27 protein-coding genes are annotated in these 22,384 nt (G+C 57.5%); 19 read left to right on the plus strand and 8 right to left on the minus strand.

Going from position 1 to position 22,384, the window contains the following annotated elements; translation table 11 throughout:
• Positions 1–2 precede the first annotated feature (2 nt).
• Both B9Z41_RS04465 and B9Z41_RS04470 read left to right on the plus strand, forming a co-directional pair.
• A complete protein-coding gene (locus B9Z41_RS04465; protein ID WP_100145483.1) occupies positions 3–1,322 on the plus strand; it encodes a FliI/YscN family ATPase in 1,320 nt (439 codons plus the stop codon).
• Positions 1,319–1,759: a flagellar export protein FliJ gene (locus B9Z41_RS04470; protein ID WP_100145485.1), complete on the plus strand. Its 441-nt coding sequence runs from the start codon at positions 1,319–1,321 to the stop codon at positions 1,757–1,759. Before B9Z41_RS04465 ends, B9Z41_RS04470 begins: the two co-directional genes overlap by 4 nt.
• On the opposite strand, the gene B9Z41_RS04475 is transcribed toward B9Z41_RS04470, so the two are convergent.
• Genes B9Z41_RS04475 through B9Z41_RS04490 form a run of 4 tightly spaced genes read right to left on the minus strand, consistent with a single transcriptional unit; the run spans position 1,749 to position 3,575 of the window.
• Positions 1,749–2,096 carry a DUF86 domain-containing protein gene (locus B9Z41_RS04475; RefSeq protein ID WP_100145487.1) on the minus strand — a complete coding sequence of 116 codons (348 nt, stop codon included), beginning with the start codon at positions 2,094–2,096 and terminating at the stop codon, positions 1,749–1,751. The two genes, B9Z41_RS04470 and B9Z41_RS04475, sit on opposite strands and share 11 nt — an antisense overlap.
• Positions 2,093–2,383 (minus strand): nucleotidyltransferase family protein, encoded by a 291-nt coding sequence (locus B9Z41_RS04480; protein WP_100145489.1) that lies wholly within the window; start codon positions 2,381–2,383, stop codon positions 2,093–2,095. The genes B9Z41_RS04475 and B9Z41_RS04480 overlap by 4 nt, the downstream gene beginning before the upstream one ends.
• A gap of 36 nt (positions 2,384–2,419) precedes the next feature.
• Positions 2,420–3,169, minus strand: coding sequence for a hypothetical protein (locus B9Z41_RS04485; protein ID WP_100145491.1), 750 nt, complete (start codon positions 3,167–3,169; stop codon positions 2,420–2,422).
• Between the two features lie 13 nt (positions 3,170–3,182).
• Entirely contained in the window at positions 3,183–3,575 is a 393-nt protein-coding gene (locus tag B9Z41_RS04490; protein WP_100145493.1) for a surface-adhesin E family protein, read from the minus strand.
• Positions 3,576–3,690: 115 nt separating this feature from the next.
• Here B9Z41_RS04490 and B9Z41_RS04495 point away from each other — a divergent pair, with 115 nt between their 5' ends.
• From B9Z41_RS04495 to B9Z41_RS04530, 8 genes are read left to right on the plus strand one after another with little or no spacing between them, the layout of a single operon-like run.
• On the plus strand, positions 3,691–3,963 hold the full coding sequence (locus tag B9Z41_RS04495) for a flagellar biosynthetic protein FliO (RefSeq protein WP_143474149.1): 273 nt from the start codon (positions 3,691–3,693) through the stop codon (positions 3,961–3,963).
• Positions 3,953–4,720, plus strand: a complete 768-nt coding sequence (fliP, locus tag B9Z41_RS04500; protein WP_100145497.1) for a flagellar type III secretion system pore protein FliP — start codon at positions 3,953–3,955, stop codon at positions 4,718–4,720. Before B9Z41_RS04495 ends, fliP begins: the two co-directional genes overlap by 11 nt.
• A gap of 11 nt (positions 4,721–4,731) precedes the next feature.
• The gene (gene fliQ, locus B9Z41_RS04505; protein ID WP_100145499.1) at positions 4,732–5,001 is read left to right on the plus strand and encodes a flagellar biosynthesis protein FliQ; all 270 of its coding nucleotides are present in this window, start codon (positions 4,732–4,734) and stop codon (positions 4,999–5,001) included.
• Positions 5,002–5,007: 6 nt separating this feature from the next.
• Positions 5,008–5,775, plus strand: a complete 768-nt coding sequence (fliR, locus tag B9Z41_RS04510) for a flagellar biosynthetic protein FliR (protein WP_100145501.1) — start codon at positions 5,008–5,010, stop codon at positions 5,773–5,775.
• A gap of 1 nt (position 5,776) precedes the next feature.
• Positions 5,777–6,925: a flagellar biosynthesis protein FlhB gene (flhB, locus tag B9Z41_RS04515; protein ID WP_100145503.1), complete on the plus strand. Its 1,149-nt coding sequence runs from the start codon at positions 5,777–5,779 to the stop codon at positions 6,923–6,925.
• 16 nt (positions 6,926–6,941) lie between these two features.
• Positions 6,942–8,393, plus strand: a complete 1,452-nt coding sequence (locus tag B9Z41_RS04520; RefSeq protein ID WP_100145505.1) for an SPOR domain-containing protein — start codon at positions 6,942–6,944, stop codon at positions 8,391–8,393.
• 28 nt (positions 8,394–8,421) lie between these two features.
• Positions 8,422–8,868 carry a hypothetical protein gene (locus B9Z41_RS04525; RefSeq protein WP_143474150.1) on the plus strand — a complete coding sequence of 149 codons (447 nt, stop codon included), beginning with the start codon at positions 8,422–8,424 and terminating at the stop codon, positions 8,866–8,868.
• 2 nt (positions 8,869–8,870) lie between these two features.
• On the plus strand, positions 8,871–10,088 hold the full coding sequence (locus tag B9Z41_RS04530) for a hypothetical protein (protein ID WP_100145509.1): 1,218 nt from the start codon (positions 8,871–8,873) through the stop codon (positions 10,086–10,088).
• Here the strand turns inward: B9Z41_RS04530 and B9Z41_RS04535 are convergent.
• The 4 genes from B9Z41_RS04535 to B9Z41_RS04550 all read right to left on the minus strand — a co-directional run bounded on the left by B9Z41_RS04535 (position 10,074) and on the right by B9Z41_RS04550 (position 13,831).
• Positions 10,074–11,699, minus strand: coding sequence for an FMN-binding glutamate synthase family protein (locus B9Z41_RS04535; RefSeq protein ID WP_100145511.1), 1,626 nt, complete (start codon positions 11,697–11,699; stop codon positions 10,074–10,076). The two genes, B9Z41_RS04530 and B9Z41_RS04535, sit on opposite strands and share 15 nt — an antisense overlap.
• 28 nt (positions 11,700–11,727) lie before the next feature.
• Positions 11,728–12,225 (minus strand): hypothetical protein, encoded by a 498-nt coding sequence (locus tag B9Z41_RS04540; RefSeq protein WP_100145513.1) that lies wholly within the window; start codon positions 12,223–12,225, stop codon positions 11,728–11,730.
• Positions 12,225–13,172 carry a ParA family protein gene (locus B9Z41_RS04545; RefSeq protein WP_158236138.1) on the minus strand — a complete coding sequence of 316 codons (948 nt, stop codon included), beginning with the start codon at positions 13,170–13,172 and terminating at the stop codon, positions 12,225–12,227. The genes B9Z41_RS04540 and B9Z41_RS04545 overlap by 1 nt, the downstream gene beginning before the upstream one ends.
• A gap of 263 nt (positions 13,173–13,435) precedes the next feature.
• Positions 13,436–13,831 carry an RNA-binding S4 domain-containing protein gene (locus tag B9Z41_RS04550; RefSeq protein ID WP_199172933.1) on the minus strand — a complete coding sequence of 132 codons (396 nt, stop codon included), beginning with the start codon at positions 13,829–13,831 and terminating at the stop codon, positions 13,436–13,438.
• Between the two features lie 76 nt (positions 13,832–13,907).
• Between B9Z41_RS04550 and pal the strand changes: the two genes are divergently transcribed.
• From pal to B9Z41_RS04600, 9 genes are all read left to right on the plus strand, one after another.
• Positions 13,908–14,432, plus strand: coding sequence for a peptidoglycan-associated lipoprotein Pal (gene pal, locus B9Z41_RS04555; protein ID WP_100145517.1), 525 nt, complete (start codon positions 13,908–13,910; stop codon positions 14,430–14,432).
• Entirely contained in the window at positions 14,413–15,366 is a 954-nt protein-coding gene (locus B9Z41_RS04560; RefSeq protein ID WP_233202511.1) for an NUDIX hydrolase, read from the plus strand. The genes pal and B9Z41_RS04560 overlap by 20 nt, the downstream gene beginning before the upstream one ends.
• 29 nt (positions 15,367–15,395) lie before the next feature.
• Complete coding sequence (fabI, locus tag B9Z41_RS04565; protein ID WP_100145798.1) at positions 15,396–16,175, plus strand: enoyl-ACP reductase FabI; 780 nt, start codon at positions 15,396–15,398, stop codon at positions 16,173–16,175.
• Between the two features lie 25 nt (positions 16,176–16,200).
• Positions 16,201–17,628 carry a bifunctional enoyl-CoA hydratase/phosphate acetyltransferase gene (locus B9Z41_RS04570; RefSeq protein WP_100145800.1) on the plus strand — a complete coding sequence of 476 codons (1,428 nt, stop codon included), beginning with the start codon at positions 16,201–16,203 and terminating at the stop codon, positions 17,626–17,628.
• Complete coding sequence (locus B9Z41_RS04575) at positions 17,625–18,818, plus strand: acetate/propionate family kinase (RefSeq protein ID WP_100145521.1); 1,194 nt, start codon at positions 17,625–17,627, stop codon at positions 18,816–18,818. The genes B9Z41_RS04570 and B9Z41_RS04575 overlap by 4 nt, the downstream gene beginning before the upstream one ends.
• Positions 18,815–19,132, plus strand: coding sequence for a type II toxin-antitoxin system Phd/YefM family antitoxin (locus tag B9Z41_RS04580; protein WP_233202513.1), 318 nt, complete (start codon positions 18,815–18,817; stop codon positions 19,130–19,132). Before B9Z41_RS04575 ends, B9Z41_RS04580 begins: the two co-directional genes overlap by 4 nt.
• Before the next feature lie 6 nt (positions 19,133–19,138).
• Positions 19,139–19,453 carry a CcdB family protein gene (locus tag B9Z41_RS04585; protein ID WP_100145523.1) on the plus strand — a complete coding sequence of 105 codons (315 nt, stop codon included), beginning with the start codon at positions 19,139–19,141 and terminating at the stop codon, positions 19,451–19,453.
• Between the two features lie 166 nt (positions 19,454–19,619).
• Positions 19,620–20,594, plus strand: a complete 975-nt coding sequence (locus B9Z41_RS04595) for a hypothetical protein (RefSeq protein ID WP_143474151.1) — start codon at positions 19,620–19,622, stop codon at positions 20,592–20,594.
• Between the two features lie 30 nt (positions 20,595–20,624).
• Entirely contained in the window at positions 20,625–22,367 is a 1,743-nt protein-coding gene (locus B9Z41_RS04600; protein ID WP_100145529.1) for a patatin-like phospholipase family protein, read from the plus strand.
• The last annotated feature ends 17 nt before the right edge of the window (positions 22,368–22,384 follow it).

Here is a 22,384-nt window from a genome sequence, read left to right on the forward strand (position 1 = left end):
CCATGCTTGATTTTTCCCAGGAAGTTCAGCGCAGCTTGCCCAAACTGCGCGTGCCCACGCCACGCACCAGTGGCACCTTGGTGCGCCTGGTGGGCTTGACGCTGGAGACGCGCGGCATCATGGCCCCTCTGGGGGCGTGCTGCGAGGTGTTGGGCCAAAACGGCCACCGCGTGGAAGCCGAGGTGGTGGGCTTCAACGACAAAACGCTCTACCTCATGCCCTTCACCGATCCGGTGGGCGTGGGCCCGGGCGATAGGGTGCGTGTCATAAGCAACTCGGCGCTGGTGCGTCTGGGCGATGGTTTGCTGGGGCGCGTGGTCGATGGCCGCGGACAACCCCTGGATGGCCGCCCCTTGCCCGAGCTGCCCGATGAATTGAGCCTGTTGGGCCGCCCTTTGAACCCGATGGAGCGTGGGCCCATCGACACCATCTTGGACGTGGGCGTGAAAGCCATCAACAGCGTGTTGACGATTGGCCGCGGACAACGCATTGGCTTGGTGGCTGGCTCTGGCGTGGGCAAGAGCGTGCTGTTGGGCATGCTGACGCGCTTCACCAAGGCTGATGTGGTGGTGATTGGTTTGATTGGCGAACGTGGCCGTGAAGTGCAAGCCTTCATTGCGGAGTCGCTGGGGGCCGAAGGCCTGGCCAAGTCGGTGGTGATTGCCGCCCCTGCCAACGTGTCGCCCGTGCTGCGCCTCAAAGCCACCCACATGACCCATGTGGTGGCTGAGTATTTTCGCGACCAAGGCAAAAACGTGTTGATGCTGTGCGACAGCTTGACCCGTGTGGCCCATGCCCAGCGTGAAATTGGCTTGGCCATTGGCGAGCCGCCCACGGCTAAGGGCTATCCGCCGTCGGTGTTTGCTTTGTTGCCCAATTTGATTGAACGCGGTGGTGTGGGCCGTCATGGCCACGGCTCCATCACCTCCATCTACACGGTGCTGGCTGAGGGCGACGATGCCTCAGACCCCATTGTTGACATTGCCCGTGCTTCGCTCGACGGCCAGGTCATGTTGTCGCGCCGCTTAGCGGACCAGGCGCATTACCCTGCGATTGACCTGAATGGTTCGATTTCGCGTGTGATGCAAACCTTGGTGGAGCCAGATGATCTGCGCCAAGCCAACAAGTTCCGTCGCCTGTGGTCGGTGTACCAGCAAAACGCGGACCTGGTGCAGGTGGGCGCGTACGAGGCCGGCACCAACGCTGAGCTGGACGAGGCCATTCGCTTGCGCGACTCGATGGTGATGTTCTTGCGCCAAGACATGCACCTGGGTGAAGACTACGACGTCACCCGCAACCAATTGCGTCATCTGCTGTCATGAAGCCGCGCGCCGCATGGCCCGTGTTGGCCAAAAAAGCCAAAGAAAAATGCGACGAGGCCCATGCCGAAGTCAGCAAGGCACGCCAGCGTGTGGTCCATTTGCAGCAAAGCCGTGAACGCATGGCCATGCTGTATGAAGACTATGTGCGGCGCTCGCAAGAGGCTGAAAAAAAACTCCACAGCATGGCCGAGACCTTGAACTTTCGCGGCTTCATGCAGCAACTGCAAGCGCTGATCGCGCGGGTGGATGAGGACTTGCTCAAAGCCCAGCAGAACCTGGCACAGACGCAACTGGCTTTACGCGCTGCGGAGCACAAGCGCATCCAGATGGAGACATTGCTGGAGCAAGACCTCAAAGCCGTGCGCGACCATGCCAGAAAACGCGAACAGCGCGAGATGGATGCTGCCGGCGTGATGCTCTACAACCTCAAGGCTTGACATTCTTGACCAGCTTGTAGAGATCAGGCAAATCATTGCAAATGGTTTGCCACACCATTTCAAAATCCACTTTGTCGTAACCATGCGATAGACGATTGCGCATGGCATACATGACTTGCCATGGAATTTCTTCATTTGCTGCGGCAAATGAGGGATCAACCCGTTGGATGTTGTTGGCGGCTTCGCCAATGATCTCGATGTTGCGAATCACCGCATCCTGAATCAACTCACTATTGAGAAACCCAAGTTCGTCAATGTCAGCCGTGTGGCGCTCAATGCGCTCAATGGCAGCAAGAATGTGGCCCAAGTAGTCAGGCGCTCGCAATGCTTTCTTCATACAGGGGCCGCTTCGGCCAATACAAAGTTGCGGAATTTGTCAGGCAAGGACTTGGGGGTCAGTACATCGACAGGAACGCCCAAGAGCTTTTCTAGTTCAACTTGAATCTTGGCGATATCCATCAAACTGGTGTTTGGTGTTGGGTCAATCAAGAGGTCTAAGTCACTGCCTTCGTGGTCATCGCCATGGAGCACTGAACCGAAAACACGCGCATTGCGGGCACGATGACGTTCAACCACAGTGCGAATAGCAGCACGGTTTGTTTGCAGGGCAAGAGATGGCTTCATGAGTGTTCCTACATTGAAATCCAATTTAATCGTAACTTAGTTTGCACCTGCAACCCAGCCCGCTTGCAGCCAATGGCAGTAGCGGTCTTTGAAGGCCCAGGGCATCAGCGTGGTGGCTGTGCCTGGTGGAAACACCTGGGCCGTGAGATGGTCCACCCAGACCTCTTGGGCTCCAACCTCGCGCAGCAGGGCTTGGGTGTGCTGGCTGTTGATGTGGCTGTTGTCCAAGCCTGCGCGTGTCAACGACGCGATGCGACTCATCCACAGCCTGTTGTCCTGGGTCGGACCGGAATACAGGTCATGCACGCTGCCCCAGTGACGCCCTTGCAAGGTGTCTTTCAACGACGCCAGGTCTTGTTCTGCCCGCACCTCGTCGCGCACACGAAAGCGGTGCTGGCCCAGCATGTTGTCAAACCACACGCAGGCTTGGGGGTGACGTTGCAGCACATCGCGCAGATGGAGCAACGCGTCTTCGCGGTGGTGTTGCAGGGTGATGCCCTGCGCGCGCAGCGTCTTGCCGTGGCGCCAGTCAAACAAACGGGCTGCCAGAGGGTCGATGTCGTAAGCGTCGATGCGTTTGAAACGCAGCAGCCAGCTCGGCGGCATCATCCAGCCCGCGCTGGCACCAATCAACAGCAAATGGCCTGACCCTGGCGTGACGTGGTTCAAAAAATCTTCAAGCTGTGCGACGGTGGCTTGCCATTGCGAACGTGTGTAGCAGGCGTGCACATGCCAGTTCAGTCCACCGGTGCCACCGGCATGCCAGAGGTCGCGCACAAAGCCCATGTGGGGTCAGCCCTCAGCAGACCAGGCGCATGATTTTGTGAATCGGGGTGTCGGGTGGCACTGGCTCAAACGGACCGATGACGCCTTCGCTGGAAAGCGTCTCGCCACTCAAGCGCACGCCCGAGTGGTACGAGAGCGACAGGGTGCGCACGGTCTCGGCTTTGCAGTCGAACTCCATTTGCATGCGGGTTGACTTGAAGGTTTTGCCATTGTGTTGGTTGACCTTGGGCGTGCGGTAGTCCAGCGCCGTCCAGACCTTGCGGTGGTCGCCTGATTTCACCTGGGTGTCGAGATCGACGTAGAACGTGCCGATGTCAAACAGCCCAACCGCCGTCCAATTGGCGGCGTGCAGGGTTTGGCTGGCAAGCAAGCTGGCGGCAAGAAGAAGGGCGTGGCGCTTTTTCATGAAAGAACTATACCGCCCACCTCTGGGTGTCGGACGGGTTGGCACAACCATTGCAATACCTTGTGCATAGGCACTTCAAGTGTCAAAAAACCGTCACGTCGCCAAGGAAGTCACCATGCAAAGTTTCAATTGGACCCAGTTCATCGCCAGCACGCTCAGCGTGTTGCTGCTGCTGTTGGGCGCGTGGTGGTGGGTCAAGCGCAATAAGAACCTAGGAGCCATGGGCCACGCGGACCGCCGCATCCAGGTGTTGGAGGCCTTGCCCTTGAGCTTGAAGCACAAGATGGTGTTGATTCAGGTCGATGGGCAACTGGTGCTGGCCAGCGTCAGCCCTGGTGAAGTCAAAACCCTGCACGCATGGACACAAGGAGCTGACCATGTGGCATAAGCCTATCGTTCGCAAGATCTTGTATGTGATCTTGGCACTTCTTTTATTGGCTTTGCTCATGTTGCCCACCTTGGGTCATGCGCAAGGTATTCCCTTGGTCAATGTCAGCGGTGGCAAAGCCGGTCAGCAATACAGCATGAGTTTGCAGTTGCTGGGCTTGATGACAACGCTCACGCTGTTGCCCTCGATGCTGCTGATGATGACCTCGTTTGTGCGCATCATCATCGTGTTGTCTATCTTGCGCCAGGCGCTGGGCACGGCACAAACACCGCCCAACACCGTGCTGGTGGGACTGGCTTTGTTTTTGACGTTCTTCATCATGTCGCCCGTGTTTGAGCAGGTCTACAAAGAGGCCGTCGGTCCTTACATGAACAGCAACCTCGATTTCGACAAAGCTTTGATCAAGGCCGAAGTGCCGGTGCGTGACTTCATGATGAAGCAGACCCGTGAAGACGATATTGCCATGTTCATGCAAATCTCTAACCGCCGTGAGTTGGAAAGCTCTGAACAAGTGCCTTTCACCACCTTGATGCCAGCGTTCATCACGTCGGAAATCAAGAGCGCCTTCACCATTGGATTTTTGATTTACATCCCGTTTGTGGTGATCGATTTGATTGTGGCCAGCGTGTTGATGTCCATGGGCATGATGATGCTGTCGCCCATGATCATTTCGATGCCCATCAAGCTGATGCTGTTTGTGTTGATTGACGGTTGGACGCTGTTGATGGCGTCACTCGCCAACAGCTTTGTGTTTTAAGGAGTAGACCCATGGACAGTGCAGCCGTTGTTGATTTGGCCCGTCAGGCGTTGTGGATGACCATGATCATCTCGGGCCCTCTGCTGGGCGTGGGTTTGATCGTGGGTTTGGTGGTGGGTATTTTTCAAGCCGCGACGTCGATCAACGAGCAGACCCTGAGCTTCATTCCTAAGATTTTGGCGGTCGGCCTGACCATGTCAGTGGCCGGGGGCTGGATGATCAACACCATGGTGGACTACACCAAGGGCATCTTCACCCGCATTCCCAGTTTGTTCATGTAAGTCACCATGAACCTCGCGCTCATCGACATCCTCGATAAATTTTTGGTCGTCATTTGGCCGATGTTGCGCTTGTCTGCGTTTTTAGCGTTCACTTCTATTTTTTCGATCCGTGCGGTCAACATGCGCATTCGCATTTTGTTGGCCTTCTCGATGGCCTTTGTGGTCACACAGCAAATTGACATTCCGCGCATCGACCCCCTCACGGCTGAAGGCCTGATGGAGATTTCACGCCAAATTCTGATTGGCCTGACCATGGGCCTGGTGTTTCAAGTGGCATCTGCGGCTCTGGTGGTGGCGGGGCAGGCGGCTTCGGCTTCCATGGGCTTGACCATTGCCAACATGATTGACCCCAACATGGGCAACGTGCCGGTGCTGTCGGCGTTTTTCAACATCATGGGTACCTTGATTTTTTTGGGCATGGGCGGTCACTTGATTGTGTTTGGCCTGGTGCTCGAGTCGTTCAAGCTGTTGCCGATTGGCCAGGAGTTCTTCAGCCAAGACATGCTGGGCAAGATGATTCATTGGAGCGCCATGATGTTTTTGGGCGCGCTGTTGATTGCCTTGCCCGTGATGATGACGCTGCTGTTCATCAACGTCGGCTTGGGCTTTGTGGCCCGTGCGGCTCCGAGTTTGAATATTTTCACGGTCGGTTTTCCGGCCCTGATCTTGACCGGTTTTGTGATTCTCATCATGTCGATGGGCAACAACGTGGCGCGCATCCAGTGGATCTGGGCGCAGTCGTTTCTGATGCTTCGCTCTTATTTAGGGGAATGACATGGCAGAAGAAAGCGGCCAAGACAAAACCGAAGAACCTACCGCGCAGCGGCTGAGCAAGGCCCGTGAAGACGGACAAATTGCGCGGTCGCAAGAACTGCCGCCTGCCGCCATGATGGTGGTGGCCACCTTGTTCTTCACCATGATGGGACAGTACCTGTTTACCAAAATGGGGGGCTTGTTCAAAAGCCAGTTGAACTTTGACCCACGCACACTCGACAAGGCTGAGTTGCTGCCTGCGGTGTTTGGCAACGCGATGGTGGATGGGTTTTTGATTGTGCTGCCGCTGATGGCCGTGCTGTATGTGATTGCCGTGTTGTCCACCACGCTGGCCGGCGGCTTTATCTTTTCACCGCACTTGGCCTTGCCCAAGTTCAGCAAGCTCAACCCGATGTCGGGTTTGGCGCGCATGTTTGGCATGGACGCGCTGATCAACTTGGGCAAAGCGGTGGCCAAATTTTTGGTGGTGGGTGCCATCTTGTTGATGTCCATCATGAACAACCTCAACGACTTGACCAACATTTCCCAAATGGATTTGGGGGAGGCCATCAAGGTGTCGGGCACGATCATCGTGGATGCTTGTTTCTGGCTGAGTTTGGGTTTGGTGCTGGTTGCGTTGGTGGATGTGCCTTTGCAGCGTCACCAGCTCAACAAAAAACTCAAGATGACCAAACAAGAGGTGCGCGACGAAATGAAGAACTCAGAGGGTAGCCCTGAGGTCAAAGGTCAAATTCGTCGTCGCCAGCGCGAAATCTTGGAAAACAAAATGATGGGCAAGGTGAAAGACGCGGACGTGGTCATCACCAACCCAACCCACTTTGCGGTGGCTTTGTCGTATGACCCCACCGGAGACGGTGCACCGCTCTTGGTGGCCAAAGGTGAAGACGGTTTGGCAGCCCGTATTCGTGAAGAAGCACAGGCGCATGGTGTGTATCTTTTTGAGGCGCCTTTGTTGGCCCGCGCCTTATACTTCACGACGAAGTTAGACCACCCCATTCCAGAGGCTCTGTACCACGCGGTTGCGCAGGTCATTGCTTATGTGTTCAGTTTGAACCAGTCGTATGGACGAGGACATGAGGTGGTCAAGCCCACGCCGTCCATCCCCGATGAGATGAAGTTCGATGCCAACGGCGTCTTGATGAACACATAAGACCCGAGTTGCCCGCATGACTGACATTTACCAAAGCCCCGGTGACCGGTTGCGTTTTGAAATTCTCCTGAAGTCCTTGACCGAAGGAAGTCTCAATTTGGCGGTGTTGAGCGATCACGACCAAGTGCTCGACTTCTACGGCAAATTGTTCGACGAACGCTTGCGTGCGCAAGGTGAAACCCACATCGAATTTTGTGCTTCCACCAATTCAGAACAATTGGTCAAAAAGTTCAATGAAATCTTGTCGGAGCTCACACTCAACCAAGCCTTGGAAAAAGACAAGAAGCATGCGCCACGGCGCTACCTGGTGTTTCGCGACTCCATCTTGATGCAAGACTTCGAGTTGCAGTTGTTGGCCCGTTTGGTCAATGGTTTTCCGGCAGGCAATATCAGTGTCATTTTGTTGCTCAACCGCAGCGCCAACTACCGCAGCAAGTTGGAGGCGTTTGGCAAAAACCTGTTGCAATGGGAAGTTGAGACCCAAGCAGGGCAAGCCAAGAAGCCATTGGAAAACTGGGTGGCTGAGCCCCCCAAACCCACATGGCGTGTGCCCGGTGCTGACAAACCAAAACAAGAACCCGTGTTGTTGCCCGAGTCACAAGCTGTGACGCCGGCTGCGCCTGCGGTGTCGGCAGCGGCCTTGTCACCGCAGAACTTGCCCGAACTCTCGCGTGAGCCCACGCTGTTGGCCGAGGTGGTGCCGCCTCAAGCGCCCGAGCCTGCGCTGGTGTTCGAGCGACCTGCCCGCAAAACGCCTTGGGGCCTGATTACCTTGGCGGTGTTGTTGTCGATCGCGGCCTATGGCTACATGTACCGTGATGCGTTGCTCGACGAAGTTGAGTTGATGAAGAAATACCTGCTGCGCGGCACACCCGCTGTGGCCACGCCCGCAGAAGATGCGGCCAGTGCCGCTGCTTTGTCTGCCCAAGCATTGGCTTCTGCCGAGGCTTTACAGGCCGCCGCTTCTGCAGCATCTGCGGCAGAACCCGTCGCGTCAACCGCCAGTGCAGCGGTGGGCCCTGTGGTGGCCGCTGAGCCAGCAGCGTCAGCGCCAGCGCCTGCGCCTGCGGTGGTCGCGTCCTCTGCGCTGGCAAGCGCCAAGCCGTTGGACAAGGCCAGCGACAAACCAGCCGAAAAAGCCGTCGCCGCCAAGCCGAGCGAGCCCAACGCATTGAGCGAGGCGACAGATGAAGAATGGCTCAAGCAATTACCACCCAACAGCTGGGTGGTTCAGCTGGCGGCGTTTGACACCGAGAAAGAAGTGGTGGCATTCAAACGTAGCCATAAGTTGTATGCCAGCGCCCGCATCATGACACCACGTAAAAAAGGTGGCAACAAACGCTACTTTATTTTGGTGTCTGGCCCTTTTGCCAGCAAATCTGAAGCCGATGCTTATATGCAGTCCAGCCCGCTGCTGGGCAAAGCATGGCTGCGTGGCAGCCAGTCTTTGAAAACTCAGTTCGAGTGATTCAGAGCGTTCAGGTGAAGGAATGTTGATGAGTACGTCAGAAGAAGCCCAGTTGATTCGTCCAGACCAAGACGACACCCCTATCGTCGTGAAGGACGAGGGTGCGACCTTTGTGCGGTCCGCGCCAGAGAGCTTGCCGCACATCACCGTGCCTGATTTGGCGCCAGACGCCGCAGGCATGTCTGCCGAAGCCTTGGCACAAGTCCCCACGCTGACCGAGCAGGTGAAGGCTTCTGAACCTGTGCTGACCGAGCCCGAGTTGCCAGCGCAAGAAGTGATGCAAGTAGAGGTGTCACACCAAGAGTCCATGCCTGGCGCAGACCTTCCTCCGATGTCCATGACTTTGCCTCAAGGTCTGCCCAGTCATGTCGAATCATGGTTGCAGCAATGCCAAAGCCGGATCAACCAGCTCACAAACGAAATTCACAAACTCAACGATCGACTCGATCAAATTGACCACAAACCAAAGGCGTGAAGATGGCGGATCCGCAACAAACCAACGACAAAGCGCAGGCGCCTACCCTTGATGTGGATCTGACCGCCCAGCGCCTGACTGAGTTGGCCAATTCGTCACTCGACAGCAACGAGATGGCGCGCCAGATCGAAGAGTTGACTTCGGTGGTGCTGGATTCAGCCGAAGTGTCGACACGCTCGGCCACCATTGCAGCCGATGTCAGTTCCAGCATGCGCGATGTGGTGGACAAGATTCAAGAAAACAACCGCCGCAATGTGCTGCACTCGCGCATCATGTTGGGTTCGTTCGTGGCCTGTTTGTTGATTGCGATGGGCATCTTTTTCGCCATCACCATCAAGATGACCAAATCGATCAAAGAGCTCGACACCATGCTGTATGCCATGGCCAAGCGTGTGATTGAGGTCGATGCGAGCATCAGTTCCATCAGCAAGACCAACGCCGATTTTTCAGAGATCACCGAAAAGCAAGAAGAGATTGTGACCACCCAGACACGGGTGGCCAGTCGTTTGGAAGAGCTTGGCCGTGCCATTTCGTCCATGCCCAACAACGTGGCTGACCAGGGCAACAAAGTCAACGACCCCAAATTCCAAAGCATGCAAAAACAGTTGCAAGGCCTGGAGTCCAAACTGGTGGCCTTGGATGGCAAGTTGCAGCTGTTTGCGCAAGCCGCCTCATCGGCCAAATCAGCGCCCGCTGCGCCAGCGGCCAATACCCAAGCCATCTTGAGCGAGCTTCAAAAACTCAAGCAAGACATCACCTTGGCCAACCAAGCCCAAGACAAAGCACAAATGAGCGTGGCCAAGGCGGCTGTGGCTGCGGCTGCGGCTGCGACGGCGGCAGAAAAAGCCGCAGAAAAAGCGGCGGCCTCTGAAAAAGCAGCCGGTGCAGAACGCATGGCTTCGCAAAAGGCAGCGGCTGAAAGAGCCGTGGCGATGCGCATGGGTCAAGAGAAGTCTGCCGAGCAATTGGCCGCAGAAAAACAGGCGGCTGAACGTGCTGCGGCAGCACGCGCCGCCGCACAAAAAGCAGCGGCAGATCGTGCAGCAGTTGACAAGGCCCTGGCCGATAAAGCCGCCGCCGCGGCAGCCAGTGCAGAAAAGGCCGCCGCTGCTGCTGCCGCAGCGGCAGAGAAGGCCCGTGCTGCGGCAGTGCCAGCAGCACCGGTTGTCAAAGACAACGCGATCCGCTACCCGCGTGTGCCAGCTTCAGGCGCGCAATAAATTGAAATGGTGGGCGCTGGCCATGGGCCAGTCGCGGTAGACATCGGGCAAGTGGCTGACGTCGGCTTGCAGCAAGGCACCGGGTGCCACGTTGTCCACCAACTCTGAGAGATGTTGGGTGTGTGTCTCGGTGACACGACGCATGATGTGTTTGGTCGACAAGTCGCTGGGCTTGTGCAGTCCGGCAGACTGCATCATTTCTTGCAAAGCTTCCAGTGTGTGTTTGTGAAAGTTGTGCACGCGTTCCGCTTTGCTGGGCACGACCAGCGCCATTTGTCGCTTCGGGTCTTGTGTGGTGACGCCGGTCGGGCAGTTGCCCGTGTGGCAGGTTTGCGCCTGAATGCAGCCCAGGGCAAACATGAAACCACGCGCGCTGTTGCACCAGTCTGCGCCCAGTGCCAAAGCACGCGCCATGTCAAACGCACTGACGATCTTGCCACTGGCGCCCACGCGGATGTGCTCACGCAAGCCCGCGCCGACCAAGGTGTTGTGCACCAAACGCAAGCCTTCTTGCAGTGGCATGCCCATGTGGTCAGAAAACTCCAGCGGCGCCGCGCCTGTGCCGCCTTCGGCGCCATCGACCACCACAAAGTCGGGTTGGATGCCGCTTTCTTGCATGGCTTTGACCATGCCAAACCACTCCCAGGGATGGCCGATGCACAGCTTGATCCCCACGGGTTTGCCTTCGCTGAGGGTGCGCAGTTGTTGCACAAACTGCATCAACTCCAGCGGCGTTGAAAAGCTGCTGTGGGCCGAGGGCGACACACAGTCTTCACCCACTTTGACGCCTCGTGCTTCGGCAATCTCTTCGGTGACTTTGGGGCCTGGCAGCACCCCACCGTGCCCGGGTTTGGCGCCTTGGCTGAGCTTGATCTCTACCATCTTGACTTGGGGTGAACGTACGTTCTCGACAAAGTGCTCGGGGCTGAAGCGGCCTTGTTCATCGCGACAACCAAAGTAGCCCGAACCAATTTCCCAAATCAGATCTCCGCCATGGACGCGGTGGTGGCGCGAGATCGAGCCTTCTCCGGTGTCGTGTGCAAAGCCCCCCATCTTGGCGCCTTGGTTCAAGGCCATGATGGCGTTGGCACTGAGGGCCCCAAAGCTCATCGCCGACACGTTGAACAAGCTGATGTGGTAGGGCTGGGTGCAACTGGCACCCCCCACTTTCACGCGAAAGTCGTGACTGGCCAATTGCGTGGGTGCGATGGAGTGGTTGATCCACTCGTAGCCGACGGCACGCACATCCAGCTGTGTACCAAACGGACGTTTGTCAGAAGCCCCTTTGGCGCGGGCGTAGACCAGGCCACGCTGGGCTCTGGAAAAAGGTGAAGCTTCGGTTTCGGACTCTAAAAAGTACTGACGAATTTCAGGCCGAATGGTCTCCAACATGAAGCGCAAGTGACCAATGATGGGGTAGTTGCGCAAAATGGCGTGGTGGTTCTGCTGCAAGTCGTACAGGCCCACCAGACTCAGGCCCAGAAACACCAATGGCCACCAGGCGCTGATACCCATCACACCAGACCCCAGCAAGGTGAACACCAGCAACACCACCGATGCGATGAACGCGGTATAGCGCACCGGATAGATCTGATTGAGTTTGTCCAGCATGCGTGTTCCTTTGTGGGCGGTAAAAAATTTAGCGATCGGCGTTGAGTTTTGCAGCGAGCTTGGATTGCGCCAGAGCGGACACATCGGCCCTGTGTCGTGCGCTGCGCAGTTGTTGAGTGGCTGCCTGCTCAACCTCTTGCAGGTGCTGCAAGATGGTGCTGCGCAGGTCCACCAGGTCTTGGTCAATGCGCTGCAAGCGCTCTTGCAACTCACGTTGCAAGGCCATGCGTTGTGTCAACAAATTCACCTCGGCGGCAATGGTGCGCCAAGTTTGTGTCAAGTGGTCATTGGGCGTGGCGCGCAATTGCTCAAACAACGACTGCATGGAGGCGTCCAGCATGGGTGAAGAGCTGTCTTGTGCGGACTCAGGTATGTCGGTCAAGGTTGGCACATTTTCTGGCACAGGGGGGGACGTGTCGTTTTGCGCCGTTTGCGGTTGGGTCAAGTTGTGCACCTGTCCCCATCCGTCTTCAGGGGTGTATTGCTTGAGTCCTTTGAAGGACAAAAATTGTGGTTCTGCAGACATTATTTACTGATCACGCCCATGGACATGCGTTTGAGAAATTGAGGAATCCCCATCACACTCAGGCTGCTGGCCGATGGGCTCGGATTTGATTTTCCAAGGGTTTCGTCGGGGCGCACCTTTTGCACCCGATGGCGGCCCAAGATGGAGTACTGGCTCGAGAGCGAACTCGATGTGCCCAACAGGTTGCTGCGCGTGCCCAGCACGCTGCTGTGCGTTCCAAGTTTGCTGCGCAATGGCAAGTTGTTGGCCGTGCCCGCTTGGGGCTGCGACAGCTTTTGTGCAGCGTGGCGCACGTCGCGTGCGGCGCACACCGATTTCCCAAATTCATTGAACGAGGCACCGCAAGCGTCTTGCAAATCCATCAGATAGCCACGCTCAAACATGTCGCGCGCGCTTTGTGCTTCCAAAATAGGGGGCGACAACATGAAGCTCACGGGGAAGCGCTGTTTGGAGAACACATCGCTGTGCAAATGTTCTGCCTGCACGCGTGTGGGGGCCACCAGCAGTGTGGGCGGGGTGTGAATGGCTGAATCAAAGACCCAGCGGTGGCGGCTTAAAAATCCGGCGGTGGCTGCCAGCTCAATTTCAGAGACAGAAGTTGGCACGATGACCAGGTCGTACTCAAACATCAACTCACCCGCGATGGAGTCGGTCCAAGTCAGATCACAAATCACCACGTCAGAGCTGCTGGCAGCGCGTCGCAAATGCAAGCGGGCATCTAGGATGGGGCGATTGCCACCTTGGTCCAACGGCAGCATGTGGTGCTGCACCACCACGCCGATGTTGGGCGCACGCGTGAGCCAGGTGCTGGATGAGCCGTGGGTGTCAAAGTCCAGCAAGGTCACGGTTTGACCCTGACGGCGCAGGTACGCTGCTAAGTTGGCGGCAACGGTACTTTTACCCACACCACCTTTTTGACTGGTGACCAAAACTTTGAACGTTGACATGACATTTCTCCAAACGCCAAGGCTGGGCAGTGCTTGTCGCATCCCAGTTTCTTTAGCGGGGAATGGAATTTACCTGTCCATCGAAAGCCCCACAAGCCTTTGTTCATGCGGGTTTCAAGAGGTTGCCTAAAAATACAGATGAATTTGAATACTTAAAAGGTAATGCTGCTTAAAAAAAGAATCAATATGAAGAAGATTCCCTATGTCTTTGATTTTTCTAGATAAATTTAAATTTTTCAGAAAAACAACAGTTCTTCCTTGCATCAATCCAAAGACGCACTCCATCGGTCATCCCATGGCGCACGTGTTTGGTCCAGATGGCGTCGTTCGCGTTTGGTGGGACGGCCTTGTTCGATGCTGTGTGCAGGCTCGGGCGCCAGTCTGCGCGCTTCGCGTTGCGCTGCATTGTGTTGCAGGCTCTCTTCGGTTTCTTGATACATGGTCTGCGCCACTGGGGCAGGGCCACGCATGGGCAGCAGCGCACTGACCACCACGGTTCGTGTCACGGGGCCTTGTCGCAAGGTCACTCGGTCGCCTACTTTGAGTTCGCGTGCTGGTTTGGCTGTGTGGTCGTTCACGTCGATGCGATTCTTTTGAATCTCTTCACACGCCAAGCCACGCGTTTTGTAAAAACGTGCGGCCCACAACCATTTGTCCAAGCGTTTGTTGCATGTTTACATTCTGTATATAAGTTGCGCCTTAAAATTCAGACTCACTTTCACTTCTAATATATCCATGTCCAAACGTTATCTTGCTTTGATTTCTGCAACAGCACTTGTTTTGTTGTCTGCTTGCAGCTCCACCAAATTGGCCGAAACCACTGACTTGAGTGGCAAAGCAACTGATAGCACCTCGGGTGCTCCAGCGCCTATCTCGGGCGTGGCCCCTGTGGTGGCAGACCACTTGAATCCCAACAGCTTGATCTCTACCCAGCGCAGCGTGTACTTTGACTTTGACCAGTTCACCATCAAAGCCGAATCCGCACCCGTGATCGAGCGTCAAGGCAAATACCTGGCTTCCAAATCAAGCCTGGCCATTCGTGTCGAAGGCAATGCCGACGAACGCGGCGGCCGTGAATACAACTTGGCCCTGGGCCAAAAGCGTGCCGAAGCCGTGGTGCGTGCGCTCAAGGTGTATGGCGTGAGCGACAAACAAGTCGAGCCCGTGAGCTTTGGCAGCGAAAAGCCAGTGGCCTTGGGTCATGACGAAGAGTCATGGGCCAAGAACCGCCGCGTCGACTTTGCTTATCCAAGCAAGTGATGCCTGTGCCGGCATTGCGCGCTTGATGCAACTCAACCACGAAGAAGTCACCTCACCACCGCGGGCCTCGGCCTCGGTGGTGTTGTTGCGTGATGCCCCCTCAGACCCGCGTGGTCTGGAAGTCTTTTTGTTGCGCCGTCACACCGCTTCGGCCGTGCTGGGCGGCGCTTATGTTTTTCCGGGTGGCAAGCTCGACGCAACCGACTGCGCGCCGTCTTTGCATGCGCACTTGGACCGCGCGTCCCACGAGCTGTTACAAGCTTTGGGTGAACCCGATTTAGACGCCCCCACAGCGGCTGGCTTGTACGTCGCGGCTGTGCGCGAGGCCTTGGAAGAATGCGGTGTCTTGTACGCGCGTGCGCGCGATGGTCAGCAGCCGCTGCACGATGCCCGCCAACGCCAGCAGTGGCAACAACAACTGCACGCAGGCCAAGGCTTTGAACAGATGGTGCAAGAGGCCGCTTTGGCCATTGACACCGAACAGCTGGCACCGTGGTCGCGCTGGATCACACCACGTGTGCCGTCGATCACCAACAAACGTTTCGACACACGTTTTTTCGTGGCCGTGTTGCCCGCTCAACAAGAGCCTGTGCATGACAACGTCGAGGCGGTAGACAGTGTGTGGCTCACACCACGCGAAGCCTTGACCCGCTATTGGCAGGGCGAATTGGTGTTGGCGCCACCGCAGATCATGACCTTGGTCAGCTTGGTGCCGCATCGCAGCGCACACAGCGTGTTAGAGCTGGCCAAGCGCCAAGCGCCGGCCTTGGTGGAGCCGCAACCTTTTGAAGAAGCAGGTGTGCGCCATATCGCCTACCCGGGTGACCCCAAGCACAGCCGCTCTGAACGCGCCTTCATCGGGCCGACACGATTGCAATTTAAAAACGGACGGTTTGAGCCCGCAGGCGGCCTGGACGTGTTGCTCAACCCTTGATTTCCAACGACCGCGTCAGCGGCACTGCCATGACCACTCTCCCACACGCGTTCCAACTCCAAGGTAAAAAAGGTTTGGTGCTGGGCTTGGCTAACGAACACAGCATTGCCTGGGGCTGTGCGCAACAAGCCCACGCGATGGGCGCTGACTTGGTGACCTCTTGTTTGAACGACAAAGCGCGCCCCTTTGTGGAGCCACTCACGCAAGCCCTGGGGCTTGACTTGCAAACCTGCAACATCGAAACACCAGACGATTTGCAGCACTTGGTGCAGTACGCGGTGGGCAAGCTGGGGCGCTTGGACTTTGTCATCCACTCCATTGCCTGGGCGCCGCTGCAAGATTTGCATGGCCGTGTGGTCGACAGCTCTAGCGTCGGCTTTGCCCGTGCCATGGAGGTGTCGTGCCACTCGTTTGCCACCTTGGCACAGCTGTGCGCGCCACACATGACAGAGGGTGGCAGCCTGGTGACCATGACCTATTTGGGCGCTGACGAAGCCGTGCCGCACTATGGCTTGATGGGGCCTATCAAAGCAGCCCTGGAGTCGTTGGTGCGCTACATGGCGCTGGAGTTGGGGCCACAAAACATCCGGGTCCATGCGGTGTCGCCGGGCCCCATACCCACGCGTGCCGCTTCTGGCATTGAAGCTTTTGATGCCTTGATGCAAAACAACATCGACAAATCGCCCTTGCGACGACTGGTGAGCTTGCAAGAGATCGCCAACCTCAGCACCTTTTTGTGCACCGATGCTGCCAGCGGCATGACCGGTCAAACCATTTATGTCGATGCAGGCAGCCACGCGGTGGCCTGAAAAAAAGCACGTCAGAAAGCAAGCCATGAACGACATCCTTGACACCACCAACGACCCCCTCAACGAGTGGTTCGAAAACTATCCCTACGACAGCATCGTCATTGGCCAAGTGGCGCGCAGCGTGCGCACCCTGACCTTGGCCGACATCCAGGCCTTTGCCGCTGTGTCGGGGGACACCAACCCGGCCCACCTTGACCCTGAATACGCCAACGCCACCTTGTTCCATGGCGTGATCGGTCACGGCATGTGGGGTGGGGCCTTGATTTCCAGTTTGTTGGGCACGGTGTTTCCTGGTCCCGGCACGATTTATCTGGAGCAAAACCTGCACTTCAGCCGCCCGGTACGTATTGGCGACACCTTGACGGTGACCGTCACCTGCACGGCCAAACAAGACGACAAGAAAACACTCGACCTCGATTGCTTGCTACTCAACCAAAAAGGCGAGCGCGTGCTCTATGGGGTGGCCCGTGTCATGGCGCCTACTGAGAAGTTACGTATCCCCCGCATCCATGCGGCGCACATTAGCCTGTTCGATCCCGAAGCCCGCCACGCCCACTTGCTGGCGCTGGGTGCCCATCTGGAGCCTGTGCTGTGCGGGGTGGTGCATCCGTGCGATGCCGATTCGCTGCAAGGCGCGATGGATGCGCACCGCGCGGGCTTGATCCAGGCGGTGCTGATTGCCCCCGAGAAAAAACTGCGCGCGCTGGCCACAGAAGCAGGCATTGACATCACGGGTGCCACCGTCATCGACGTGCCGCACAGCCACGCGGCGGCTGAGCTGGCGGCGCAAATGGCAGCTGACAAACAACTGGAAGCCTTGATGAAAGGCAGCTTGCACACCGATGAGCTGATCCATGCCGTGGTCATGCAGCCGGGCTTGCGCACCGGGCGTCGCATGTCGCATGTGTTTCGTTTTGAAGCACCGATGTACCCCAAACCTTTGTACATCACCGATGCCGCGCTCAACATCGCGCCCACCTTGGCTGAGAAAGCCGACATCGTGCAAAACGCGATTGACTTTGCGCACATCATGGGTGTGGCTGAGCCCAAGGTGGCCATTTTGGCGGCGGTGGAAACCGTCAACCCCAGCATGCCCTCTACCCTGGACGCTGCCGCGCTGTGCAAGATGGCCGACCGAGGCCAAATCAAAGGCGGTGTCATTGATGGCCCTCTGGCCTTTGACAACGCGGTGTCCACCCATGCGGCAGAAATCAAACACATCGTCTCGCCCGTGGCGGGCCAGGCTGACATCTTGGTGGCCCCCGATCTGGAGTCGGGCAACATGATGGCCAAGCAGTTGGAGTATTTGGCGGGCGCCTCAGGCTCGGGTGTGGTCTTGGGTGCACGCGTGCCCATCGCCTTGACCAGCCGCGCCGACACCGCGATGACGCGCAGCGCCTCAGCCTTGCTGGCCAAGCTCATTGCCCACCACAACCGCGCGCACAACACATGAGCATCCTGGCTGTCAACGCGGGTTCTTCGAGCCTCAAGTTCGCGCTCTACCCTGTGCAGGGGCAGGCGGTGTCCGAAGCCGAGATGACGGGCTGCATTGAAGGCCTGGAGCCTGCTGGCAAGCCCTGCATCACTTGGTCCATCCGAGGCCAAGCCAAAACCATCGACGCGGTGCAAGTGGGCGCAAACGTCGACCCCTTTGATGCCGCACTCCCTGCACTCAAACAATTGTTGGTCACCCACTTTGCCCATGTGCCACTGCAAGCCATTGCCCACCGTGTGGTGCATGGCGGCTTGTTGTATTCGGCCGCTGTGCGTGTCACGCCTGAGGTGTTGACACAACTCGCCACGCTCAACAGCTTGGCACCGTTGCATCAGCCGCACAACTTGGCTGGGGTGCGCGCTTTCAGCGAGTCGTTTCCAGACGTGGTGCAAGTGGCTTGTTTTGACACCGCGTTCCACCGTACGCTGTCAGCGCTGGAAACCACCTTTGCCATCGATCGTCAACTCACCGCCCGCGGTGTGCGCCGCTTTGGGTTCCATGGGCTGTCGTACCAGTTTGTCAGCCAGGTGTTGCAAGACGTGTCACCCCGTTCTGCGGGACGCACGGTGATGGCCCACTTGGGCAATGGGGCCAGCGTGTGTGCCACCACCGAACACCAGAGCCGTGCCACCACCATGGGTTTTTCGGCTTTGGATGGCTTGATGATGGGCTCGCGCAGTGGCGCGTTGGACCCCGGCGTGTTGCTGTATTTGATGGAGCAGGGCTGGGGGCACGACGCCATTCAAAAGCTGCTCTACAAACAAAGCGGTTTGCTGGGCGTGTCAGGCGAGAGCGCTGACATGCGCACCTTGCGTGCCTCGGGTTCGCCGTCGGCACAGTTGGCGATTGACTTGTTCACCCACCGCGTGGTGCGCGAGGTCGGTGCCTTGACTGCCTGCGTGGGTGGCCTCGATGTGTTGGCCTTCACCGGGGGCATTGGCGAGCACGACGCGGTGCTGCGCCAACAGGTGTGCGAGGCGTTGCACTACCTGGGCGTGTCGGTCGATGCAGCACGCAACCAAGCGGCCACGGGTGATGCGGTGCGTGCCATCCATGCCGAAGGCAGCGGGGTGGAGGTGTGGGTCATCCCCACTGACGAGGGGCGGGTGGCGGCGCGGGAAGCCTTGGGCTTGATGCGTGGCGCATGACCATGGCCTTGGCTAAAATAGCCATCAAGCCACAAGGATTGAACATGCAAGTCACAGCAACCCAAGCGAAGAATCGTTTTGGCGCCATATGCGCCCAAGCCAAAACTGAGCCGGTGTTTGTTGAAAAAGATGGACGGATTGACACCGTCATCTTGTCGGCAAAGCAGTTTTCCGAATTACAGGCAAGCAAAAATACGGAAACCTTGACGCAACGAAAAGCACAGTTCGAGCAATCGCACGGTGCTTGGCTTGCCGAACAAAACCAGCGATTTGAATCGCATGGACTGTGGTGTGACGACATGCGCGTCTGGTGAGTCGGTATGCAGTTTGATGTGTATGAAAACCCCAGCGCACGCATGCGGGATGTCTATCCCTTTGTGGTGGACGTTCAAAGCAACTTGCTCAGCGGACTTGCCACCCGTATGGTGGTGCCGCTAGCCATCACGAACCTATCCGCAAAAGACCTTCCAAATCGGTTGTGCCCCATCCTGACCGTCAACAACAAGCCATTGATGCTGGTGCCGTTTGAAGCAGCACCGCTGGACAAACGATTGCTCCAGATAGCGGTCGCCTCCGTGCTAGAGCGTTCCTATGAAATCATCGCAACCATGGATGCTGTGTTGAGCGGTATCTAAGACGCCTTACACCTTTCATCGATCATTTCCACCGAAGAGGGGCGGGTGGCGGCGCGGGAAGCCTTGGCGCTCTCATTGAATTCTTAAGAATTCAAAATATTCCCGCTTCATCCACAAAAAATAACCTGGAATAGGTAAAACTCGGCCCTGCACAGGAGGGCTGAGTATGCGTGGTCAACGTTGGTGGTATGCCATGGGTGTGGTCGGGTGGTTGCTGGGGTGTGCCAGTGATCCGCAGCGCGTGCACGTGGTGCCGCCAGCCCCTGCGTCCATATCACCAGCTCCCACAGTCGCTGCACCCGTTTCACCTCCACCTGTTGCAAAGGCTGTTGTACCCACACCAGACACGGCTTCTTCCAGCTCTGAGGCTGCCCAGCCAGCGCCCCTGCCTGTGCGGCCAAGCATCAAGTCAGTTCGACCACCCACAGCCCGTCCCACACAGGCTGAGCGGTCTGACACATCGCGTGCCATGCCTGTGTCTGGGTACACAGGCTCGGCGGCTTATTACGTGCCCTCGGCCATGACTGTGAATCGGTCGTCTTCGGCGTATTTGATGATTCGCCAAGACATGGATGCACAAGGTTTGGCAAATTCTCTGCGCGACATGATTGCGACAAGCATGCACAAGCCTGCGGATCAGATCGAGATCAAGATCGACAGTCGTCCTCCCATGTCTCCGGTCATCGCAGGCGCTGTTCAAGCAATCACTGGCATCCACACAGGTCAGAAGATGCAGGCCAAATTGTCCAGCCTTGACACGAATGACTTCCGTGTCGAAAGCTTGGGCACGGACAAACCGATTCAACAAACCGAAGGCGGCTACTTCCGTTGGGAGTGGCGTGTGACGCCTCTGCGCACCTCTACGCTGCAAGAGCCCTTGAAGTTGAAATTGGACGCCTGGATCGCCGACACAGACAGCGACACCCCACTGATGGACCGAAGCATTGCCATTGAGGTATGGGTGCAAGCGCAACCCTGGCAAGGCCAACTCCAAGACGACGTGACAGACGTCTTAAAGCAGACCTGGCAAGTTCTCAAGAACCACCTGGCCGAGGGCTTGGCGGTGTTCATTGGCACCTTGGTGCTGGGCTGGAAAAAAATCATGCGTCGCTTCTTTCGACGCACCCTGGCCCAACCATGACGTCGTGATTCACACCAACGAGGAGTACACATGTCCACATCGCCACGCTTTGAAATCGGTCTCACCCTGGCAGGTGCTGTGTCGGCGGGGGCCTACACCGCTGGTGTGATGGACTTTTTGATCGAGGCCCTCGACACCTGGGAAGCCGCCAAAACTCGCCAAGCTGACACACCCGGCAGCGAGCCCTTGTGCCCTGTGCATGAGGTGAACTTGCGGGTGTTGTCTGGCGCTTCTGCGGGCGCCATCGTGAGCGCGATTGTGGCGGCCAACATCGACAAAACCTGGACGCCAGTGAATGCCACCAACGCAGACGATCCGCAGGTCAGCAACCCCTTGTTTGATTGTTGGGTCAACCAGGTCGACATCCATGCGCTGCTGGGCGATCATGATCTGCAAAGCGACCCGATGCCAGTGTCTGCGCTCGACGCCACCGCCTTGGACGCCATTGCGCAAAAGGCCTTGTCTTACCAGGGGCCCTCCATCTCTCGTCGCTATGTGGCCAACCCGTTGCGTGCCATTTTTACCCTCACCAACCTCACCGGTGTGCCTTTTCGCTACGACCTGCGCGGCAACAGCGGGTATGGACAAGACCTGACCTTGCACGCCGATCAGATGCGCTTTGCGGTGATGAATGCTGGCGCAGCCAACGCACCTGCGATTCGCCTGACGCCCGATGCGCGCTACGAGTACCCGCTCCAGCCCACAGCCGCCTCTAAGTGGAGCGATGCCGCCTGGCAGCGCTTTGCCATGACCTCGTTGGCCTCTGGGGCCTTTCCCGTGGGCCTGCGTCCACGCCCCGTGGAGCGCAATGCCTCTGACTACACCGACATGCGCCTGCCTGTTCAAGACACACACGGCGCACCGCTGGCCATTCGCCCGTCTTGGTCGCTACAACCGAATGACAAATACCAGTTTCTCAGTGCGGATGGTGGCGGGGTTGACAACGAGCCTTTGCAACTGGCGCGTGTTGAGCTGTCGGGCAGTCCGTTGGTCAACAACGTGCGTGATGGTTTGACCGCTTCGAAGGCCTTGATCATGGTGGACCCCTTTGTGGGGCCTAACCCTGCGGGGCCGGTCAGCGTGGTGCAGAACCCTTTGCATCTGGCCTTGTTCAAGTTGTTGAATGCGTCCATCGAGCAGTCGCGTTTCTCTGCCGAGGACATTGAACTTGCTTGCCGCGAAGATGTGTACAGCCGTTATATGGTGGCCCCCAAGCGCCCCACACCTGCGCTCTTGCAAGCGCAGTACCCCCAGCCCGACGGCAAGTGGATTGCCAGCGGCGCACTCGGTGGCTTCAGCGGTTTTTTGCATCGCGAGTTTCGCAAACACGATTTCTTGCTCGGGCGTCGCAATTGCCAATTGTTTTTGGCGGAGCACTTCACGTTGCCTGTCGACAATCCGCTTTTTTCTGCGTGGCGAAACAATGCTGCGCTGCGCGCTTGCTACAGCGTGGCGGGCAAAGACGGCGAACCCGAGCAGTTACCCATCATTCCCTTGCTGGGCCGGTTGCATCCACGCCATGGCCAAGCAGAGCCTGTGCCCACGTGGCCACAAGATCTGTGCGATGTCGATGCACTCAAAGTCCCGCTGGGCGCACGTGCCGATGCCTTGTTCAAAAAGTACACCCAGGACACGGGCATCGCAGGCTTGGCGCTGGGGCTGCTGTGGCGCTTTTGGGGACGCGGCAAAATTTTGGACAAAGCCAACCAGGTGCTGGTTCAGGCCTTGGTGGCGCAGGGCTTGAGCAGCGGCAAACCTCAAGGCCAGGCCTGATCCAATCTGCGTTGCGT

The organism is Limnohabitans sp. JirII-31 (assembly GCF_002778315.1).
Lineage (GTDB): Bacteria > Pseudomonadota > Gammaproteobacteria > Burkholderiales > Burkholderiaceae_C > Limnohabitans.

Excerpts from the sequence above, each read along its gene's own strand:
- B9Z41_RS04475 (WP_100145487.1), bottom strand. The coding sequence starts at position 2,096 with ATGAAGAAAGCATTGCGAGCGCCTGACTACTTGGGCCACATTCTTGCT.
- B9Z41_RS04480 (WP_100145489.1), bottom strand. The coding sequence starts at position 2,383 with ATGAAGCCATCTCTTGCCCTGCAAACAAACCGTGCTGCTATTCGCACT.
- B9Z41_RS04485 (WP_100145491.1), bottom strand. The coding sequence starts at position 3,169 with ATGGGCTTTGTGCGCGACCTCTGGCATGCCGGTGGCACCGGTGGACTG.
- B9Z41_RS04535 (WP_100145511.1), bottom strand. The coding sequence starts at position 11,699 with ATGCTGGACAAACTCAATCAGATCTATCCGGTGCGCTATACCGCGTTC.
- B9Z41_RS04600 (WP_100145529.1), top strand. The coding sequence starts at position 20,625 with ATGTCCACATCGCCACGCTTTGAAATCGGTCTCACCCTGGCAGGTGCT.
- B9Z41_RS04585 (WP_100145523.1), top strand. The coding sequence starts at position 19,139 with ATGCAGTTTGATGTGTATGAAAACCCCAGCGCACGCATGCGGGATGTC.
- B9Z41_RS04495 (WP_143474149.1), top strand. The coding sequence starts at position 3,691 with ATGCAAAGTTTCAATTGGACCCAGTTCATCGCCAGCACGCTCAGCGTG.
- fliP (WP_100145497.1), top strand. The coding sequence starts at position 3,953 with ATGTGGCATAAGCCTATCGTTCGCAAGATCTTGTATGTGATCTTGGCA.
- pal (WP_100145517.1), top strand. The coding sequence starts at position 13,908 with ATGTCCAAACGTTATCTTGCTTTGATTTCTGCAACAGCACTTGTTTTG.
- B9Z41_RS04465 (WP_100145483.1), top strand. The coding sequence starts at position 3 with ATGCTTGATTTTTCCCAGGAAGTTCAGCGCAGCTTGCCCAAACTGCGC.
- fliQ (WP_100145499.1), top strand. The coding sequence starts at position 4,732 with ATGGACAGTGCAGCCGTTGTTGATTTGGCCCGTCAGGCGTTGTGGATG.
- fabI (WP_100145798.1), top strand. The coding sequence starts at position 15,396 with ATGACCACTCTCCCACACGCGTTCCAACTCCAAGGTAAAAAAGGTTTG.
- B9Z41_RS04520 (WP_100145505.1), top strand. The coding sequence starts at position 6,942 with ATGACTGACATTTACCAAAGCCCCGGTGACCGGTTGCGTTTTGAAATT.
- B9Z41_RS04530 (WP_100145509.1), top strand. The coding sequence starts at position 8,871 with ATGGCGGATCCGCAACAAACCAACGACAAAGCGCAGGCGCCTACCCTT.
- flhB (WP_100145503.1), top strand. The coding sequence starts at position 5,777 with ATGGCAGAAGAAAGCGGCCAAGACAAAACCGAAGAACCTACCGCGCAG.
- B9Z41_RS04575 (WP_100145521.1), top strand. The coding sequence starts at position 17,625 with ATGAGCATCCTGGCTGTCAACGCGGGTTCTTCGAGCCTCAAGTTCGCG.
- B9Z41_RS04580 (WP_233202513.1), top strand. The coding sequence starts at position 18,815 with ATGACCATGGCCTTGGCTAAAATAGCCATCAAGCCACAAGGATTGAAC.
- B9Z41_RS04545 (WP_158236138.1), bottom strand. The coding sequence starts at position 13,172 with ATGTCAACGTTCAAAGTTTTGGTCACCAGTCAAAAAGGTGGTGTGGGT.
- fliR (WP_100145501.1), top strand. The coding sequence starts at position 5,008 with ATGAACCTCGCGCTCATCGACATCCTCGATAAATTTTTGGTCGTCATT.
- B9Z41_RS04525 (WP_143474150.1), top strand. The coding sequence starts at position 8,422 with ATGAGTACGTCAGAAGAAGCCCAGTTGATTCGTCCAGACCAAGACGAC.
- B9Z41_RS04595 (WP_143474151.1), top strand. The coding sequence starts at position 19,620 with ATGCGTGGTCAACGTTGGTGGTATGCCATGGGTGTGGTCGGGTGGTTG.
- B9Z41_RS04470 (WP_100145485.1), top strand. The coding sequence starts at position 1,319 with ATGAAGCCGCGCGCCGCATGGCCCGTGTTGGCCAAAAAAGCCAAAGAA.
- B9Z41_RS04570 (WP_100145800.1), top strand. The coding sequence starts at position 16,201 with ATGAACGACATCCTTGACACCACCAACGACCCCCTCAACGAGTGGTTC.
- B9Z41_RS04540 (WP_100145513.1), bottom strand. The coding sequence starts at position 12,225 with ATGTCTGCAGAACCACAATTTTTGTCCTTCAAAGGACTCAAGCAATAC.
- B9Z41_RS04490 (WP_100145493.1), bottom strand. The coding sequence starts at position 3,575 with ATGAAAAAGCGCCACGCCCTTCTTCTTGCCGCCAGCTTGCTTGCCAGC.